This window comes from Brevundimonas sp. (assembly GCF_013823285.1).
Classification (GTDB): Bacteria; Pseudomonadota; Alphaproteobacteria; order Caulobacterales; family Caulobacteraceae; genus Brevundimonas.
Map to the genome: position 1 here is coordinate 1 of NZ_PNLV01000145.1, position 4,825 is coordinate 4,825.

Annotated in this window: 5 protein-coding genes; 4 read left to right on the forward strand and 1 reads right to left on the reverse strand. The window is 69.2% G+C overall.

The genetic code is table 11. From position 1 onward, the window contains the following. The 3 genes from C0461_RS13460 to C0461_RS13470 form a co-directional block, all read left to right on the forward strand. On the forward strand, window positions 1-801 hold an 801-nt coding region (locus C0461_RS13460; protein ID WP_292107716.1), incomplete at its 5' end, for an FtsW/RodA/SpoVE family cell cycle protein. Beyond that, window positions 798-1,886, forward strand: a complete 1,089-nt coding sequence (murG, locus tag C0461_RS13465; RefSeq protein WP_292107718.1) for an undecaprenyldiphospho-muramoylpentapeptide beta-N-acetylglucosaminyltransferase — start codon at window positions 798-800, stop codon at window positions 1,884-1,886. The genes C0461_RS13460 and murG, both read left to right, overlap by 4 nt. A gap of 22 nt (window positions 1,887-1,908) precedes the next feature. Then, a complete protein-coding gene (locus C0461_RS13470) occupies window positions 1,909-3,066 on the forward strand; it encodes a mechanosensitive ion channel family protein (RefSeq protein ID WP_292107719.1) in 1,158 nt (385 codons plus the stop codon). Here the strand turns inward: C0461_RS13470 and C0461_RS13475 are convergent. Next, window positions 3,011-3,481, reverse strand: a complete 471-nt coding sequence (locus tag C0461_RS13475; RefSeq protein ID WP_292107720.1) for a surface-adhesin E family protein — start codon at window positions 3,479-3,481, stop codon at window positions 3,011-3,013. The two genes, C0461_RS13470 and C0461_RS13475, sit on opposite strands and share 56 nt — an antisense overlap. Before the next feature lie 83 nt (window positions 3,482-3,564). Here C0461_RS13475 and murC point away from each other — a divergent pair. Further along, a partial coding sequence (murC, locus tag C0461_RS13480) for a UDP-N-acetylmuramate--L-alanine ligase (RefSeq protein ID WP_292107722.1) occupies window positions 3,565-4,825 on the forward strand: 1,261 nt, incomplete at its 3' end.

The window sequence follows — 4,825 nt, forward strand, 5'->3', positions numbered from 1 at the left end:
CAGCCGTCGGAGTTCGCCAAGCCCGGCCTGATCGTCTTCGCCGCCTGGATGTTCGCCGAGGCGCAGAAGGGGCAGGGCGTCCCCGGCGTCTCCATCGCCTTCGCCGTCTATGTGCTGACCGTGGGCCTGCTGGTGATCCAGCCTGACATCGGCCAGACGCTGCTGATCACCACCACCTTCATGGCTGTGTTCTTCATGGCGGGGGTGCCGATCCGCTGGATGGCGGTGCTGGGCGGCATCTTCATGACCGGCCTTGTGGCGGTCTATGTGGTGTTCGACCACGTGCGCGACCGGGTGACCAAATTCCTGTCGCCCGGAGCCGCTGACACCTACCAGATCGACCGCGCCTCCGAGGCCATCTCGGCAGGCGGCCTGCTGGGCCGCGGGGTCGGGGAGGGGGTGATGAAGCGCAACGTGCCCGACCTGCACACCGACTTCATCTATTCGGTTGCGGCCGAGGAGTTCGGCCTTGTCTTCTCGCTGATCCTGATCGGGCTTTACGCCTTCATCGTGCTGCGCGGCCTGTCGCGCGCCATGAAGCTGGCGGACCCGTACCAGCAGACGGCGGCGGCGGGGCTGTTCCTGCTGATCGGACTGCAGGCCACCATCAACATTGCGGTCAATCTGAACCTGATCCCCACCAAGGGCATGACCTTGCCGTTCGTGAGCTATGGCGGTTCGTCCATGATGGCCATGGGCCTGACCATGGGCTTTGCGCTGGCCCTGACCCGCCGTCGTCCGGGGGCTTATGAACCGGGCGCCTTGCTGCCGCGCAACCGCCGTCGCATCCTGCCGCGATGAGTCCTTCCCGAGTCTGCGTCCTCGCCGCCGGCGGCACCGGCGGCCACATGTTCCCCGCCGAGGCCCTGGCCCGCGAGATGGCGAGGCGCGGCTGGCGCGTTGTCCTGGCCACCGACCGGCGCGGCGAGCAGTACGCCCACAGCTTTCCCGCCGAGGAGCGCCTTGAGTTTGACGCGGCCACCGGATCCGGGCCCCTGGGCATGCTGAATGCGGCGGGCGCCATCGCCCAGGGCGTGCTTCAGGCGCGCAAGGCCTTTGACCGCCTGGACCCCGCAGTCGTCGTCGGCTTCGGCGGCTACCCTTCCGCCCCCGCCTTGCTGGCCGCCATCAGCCAGAAGCGGCCGACCCTGATCCACGAACAGAACGCCGTGCTGGGCCGCACCAACCGCTGGCTCGCCCCTTATGTGGATCAGGTGGCCTCGGCCTTCCCGATGCTGGAGCGGACGCCCGAAAAGGTCCGCGCGCCGGTCGAGGTGGTCGGCATCCCCGTCCGCGCCGACATCCGCGCCCTTCACGACCGCGCCTATGTGGCGCCCGACTACCGCATCCGGGTGCTGGTCACGGGCGGCAGCCAGGGCGCCCGCATCCTGTCCGAGACTGTCCCCCGCGCCCTGGCCGCCTTGCCCGAGACCCTGCGCGCCCGTCTGAAGGTGGAGCAGCAGACCCGCGCCGAGTCGCTGGAGGCCGCGCAGCAGATCTATCTGGAGTCCGGGATCGCCGCCGAGGTGGCGCCCTTCTTCCGCGACATGAGCGCCCGCCTCTCGGGCGCCCATCTGGTGATCGGCCGTGCGGGGGCCTCCACCGTGTCCGAGCTCGCCGTCGCCGGCCTGCCGTCGATCCTGATCCCGCTCAAGATCGCCACCGACGACCATCAGCGGGCGAACGCGAAGCTGCTGGCCGATGCGGGCGCCGCCTGGGTCATCACCGAGGACGACCTGACGGTGGACAGCCTGACGGCGGCGGTTCAGTCCTTGCTGTCCAATGCGTCCGGTCTGGCCGCGCGCGCCGGCGCCGCCCGCTCGGTGGCCATGCCCGACGCGGTCAATCGCCTGGCGGACGTGGTGGAGCGCACCGCAGCGGGCTGAGCAGGGAACGGGAACGGACGCCATGAACTATTCCGCAATGCCCGAACCGATCCGCAATCTGACCCGTGAGGTGTTCGCCCTGTGGCGCCAGTTCGACTGGCTGCCGGAATGGGCCGTCATCGGCATCGTGATCCTGGTCACGGTGGCGGCGGGGCTTATGGCCAACAGCATCGTCTTCCGCATCCTCACCTTCGCGGTGCGCAAGCGCGACCTGTTCTGGCGCGGGGTGGTGGCGCGGGCGCGGTTCAAGGTGCGGCTGGCGGTGCTGATCATCGCCTTCGCCCTGGCCATCACCATCTCGCCACTGGACCCCGCCACCAGCGAGTTCATCCGCCGCACCCTCCTGTTCGCCTTCATTCTCGTGATGGGCTGGATGGCCATAGGGGCCATGGACATGTGGTCGGCGGTCTATCTGCGCCGCTTCAACATGGAGGCGGAGGACAATCTGGTCGCCAGGAAGCACATCACCCAGACGCGCATCCTGCAGCGGGTGGCGGCGGTCCTGATCGCGGTCATCGCCCTCGCCCTGGCCCTGCTGACCATCCCCGAGGTGCGCAACTGGGGCCTGTCCCTGCTGGCGTCGGCCGGCGTGGTGGGCATCATCGCGGGCCTGGCCCTACAGCCGTTCCTCACCAATCTGATCGCCGGCGTCCAGATCGCCACGGCCCAGCCGATCCGCATTGACGACGCCGTGATTGTCGAGGGCGAGTTCGGCAACATCGAGGAGATCACCTCCACCTATGTGGTGGTGCGGCTGTGGGACTGGCGGCGCATGGTGCTGCCCCTGACCTATTTCATCACCACCCCGTTCCAGAACTGGACCCGCGACAGCTCGCGCCTGATCGGCTCGGCCTTCTTCTTCGTGGACTACGCCGCGCCCATCGACCGGCTGCGCGCCGCCTTCGAGGCCATCGTCAGGGCGTCGCCCCACTGGGACCACGACGTGATCGCCCTGCAGGTCACCGACATCACAGAGCGCACCCTTCAGGTCCGCACCCTGATGAGCGCAAGGAACGCCGGTTCCGCCTTCGACCTGCGCTGCGAGGTGCGCGAGAAGCTGATGGCCTTCATGCGTGACGAGTGCCCGCAGGCCCTGCCGCGCGAACGCTTCGCCGCCGAGGAGGTCAGTCCGTCGGCCCAGGGCCATCCAGCTCTGCCAGAAGCGCGCGGCCCCGGCTGACTGCCGCGGTGACGGACGTCACCGTTTCGGCCTCGCTCCGCGCACCGGCGCAGGCGATGTCGAACAGGTCGCCCATGTCGCCGCCGGGGCTGACCGGCGCGGGGGGCGTGGAATCCGGCGTGGCCGGGCCCTCGGTCCCGTCCTCGGCCAGGGAGGCGAAGTCCAGCCGGTCGCCCGTGCGCGCGGCGCAGTCGAACCGCCAGTTGGACCAGCCGCCCGCATAGGCCCGCCCGCCCGCCTCGAAGCCCGGCTCCACCACCTGAAGCGCCCGGATTGTCACCATCTCGCCGTCGCGCTCCAGACTGGTGCGGTCGGCGAAGACGGCGAACCGTCCAACGCTGCTGAGGACCAGGTCATGGTCGTCCGGCTGCGGCGCGGTGGTCTGAAGGGCGGCGGCGAGAAGGATGGCGAGCATGCTTTTCGCCTAGCAGCGCGCGGAACCACAGGCAAAGCGCCTTGGCCCTTCGCAGGCGGGATTGCGGCGGCTATAGCCCTGTGATGATCGCGCGCCTCAGACCCGTCCCCTTCCATCTCGGCCCCGTCCACTTCGTCGGCATCGGCGGCATCGGCATGAGCGGCATCGCCGAGATCATGCTCAAGATCGGCTATCTGGTGCAGGGCTCCGACGCCAAGGCCAGCGCCAACACCGAACGGCTGGAGGCTCTGGGCGCCCGCGTGTTCATCGGCCACGACGCCGCCCATGTGGGCGAGGGCGTCTCGGCGGTGGTCTATTCCACCGCCGTGAAGGCCGACAATCCCGAGATGGTCGTGGCCCGCCAGCGCCGCATCCCCCTGGTCCGCCGGGCCGAGATGCTGGCCGAGCTGATGCGGCTGCAATTCTCCATCGCGGTGGGCGGCACCCACGGCAAGACCACCACCACCTCCATGATCGCGGCCCTGCTGGACGCCGGCGATCTGGACCCCACGGTGGTCAACGGCGGCATCATCAACGCCTATGGCACCAACGCCAAGGTCGGCGACGGCGACTGGATCGTGGTGGAGGCCGACGAGAGCGACGGCAGCTTCCTGCGCCTGAAATCCACCGTGGCCATCGTCACCAACATCGACCCGGAGCATCTGGATCACTACGGCGACTTCGACGCCGTGCGCCGGGCCTTCGTGGATTTCATCGAGAACATCCCCTTCTACGGCTTCGGCGTGGTCTGCCTGGACCATCCCGAGGTGCAGCGGCTGGTTGCCACCATCGATAACCGCCGCCTCATCACCTACGGCGTGAACCCCCAGGCCATGGTGCGGGCCGAGCACTGCGAGATGGGCCCCGACGGCGCCCGCTTCGACGTGGTGATCCAGGGCGCCGGCCTCGCCGCGCTGGAGGAGCCCATCCGCATCAGCGGCCTGCACCTGCCCATGGCGGGCTGGCACAATGTCTCCAACGCCCTGGCCGCCATCGCCGTGGCCCGCGAGCTGGGGGTGGACGACGACGCCATCCGCAAGGGCCTGGCCGGCTTCGGCGGGGTCAAGCGGCGCTTCACCACCACCGGCATCGTGGACGGGGTGCGCATCGTGGACGACTACGGCCACCACCCGGTCGAGATCGCTGCGGTGCTGAAGGCCGCGCGTCAGGTGGTGGACACTGCCGCCGGCGGCAAGGTGATCGCCGTGGTCCAGCCGCACCGCTTCACCCGCCTGCGCGACCTGATGGAGGACTTCTCCACCTGTTTCTCCGACGCCGACACCGTGCTGGTGGCCGACGTCTATGCGGCGGGCGAGGCGCCCATCGAGGGCGTCGACAAGCACG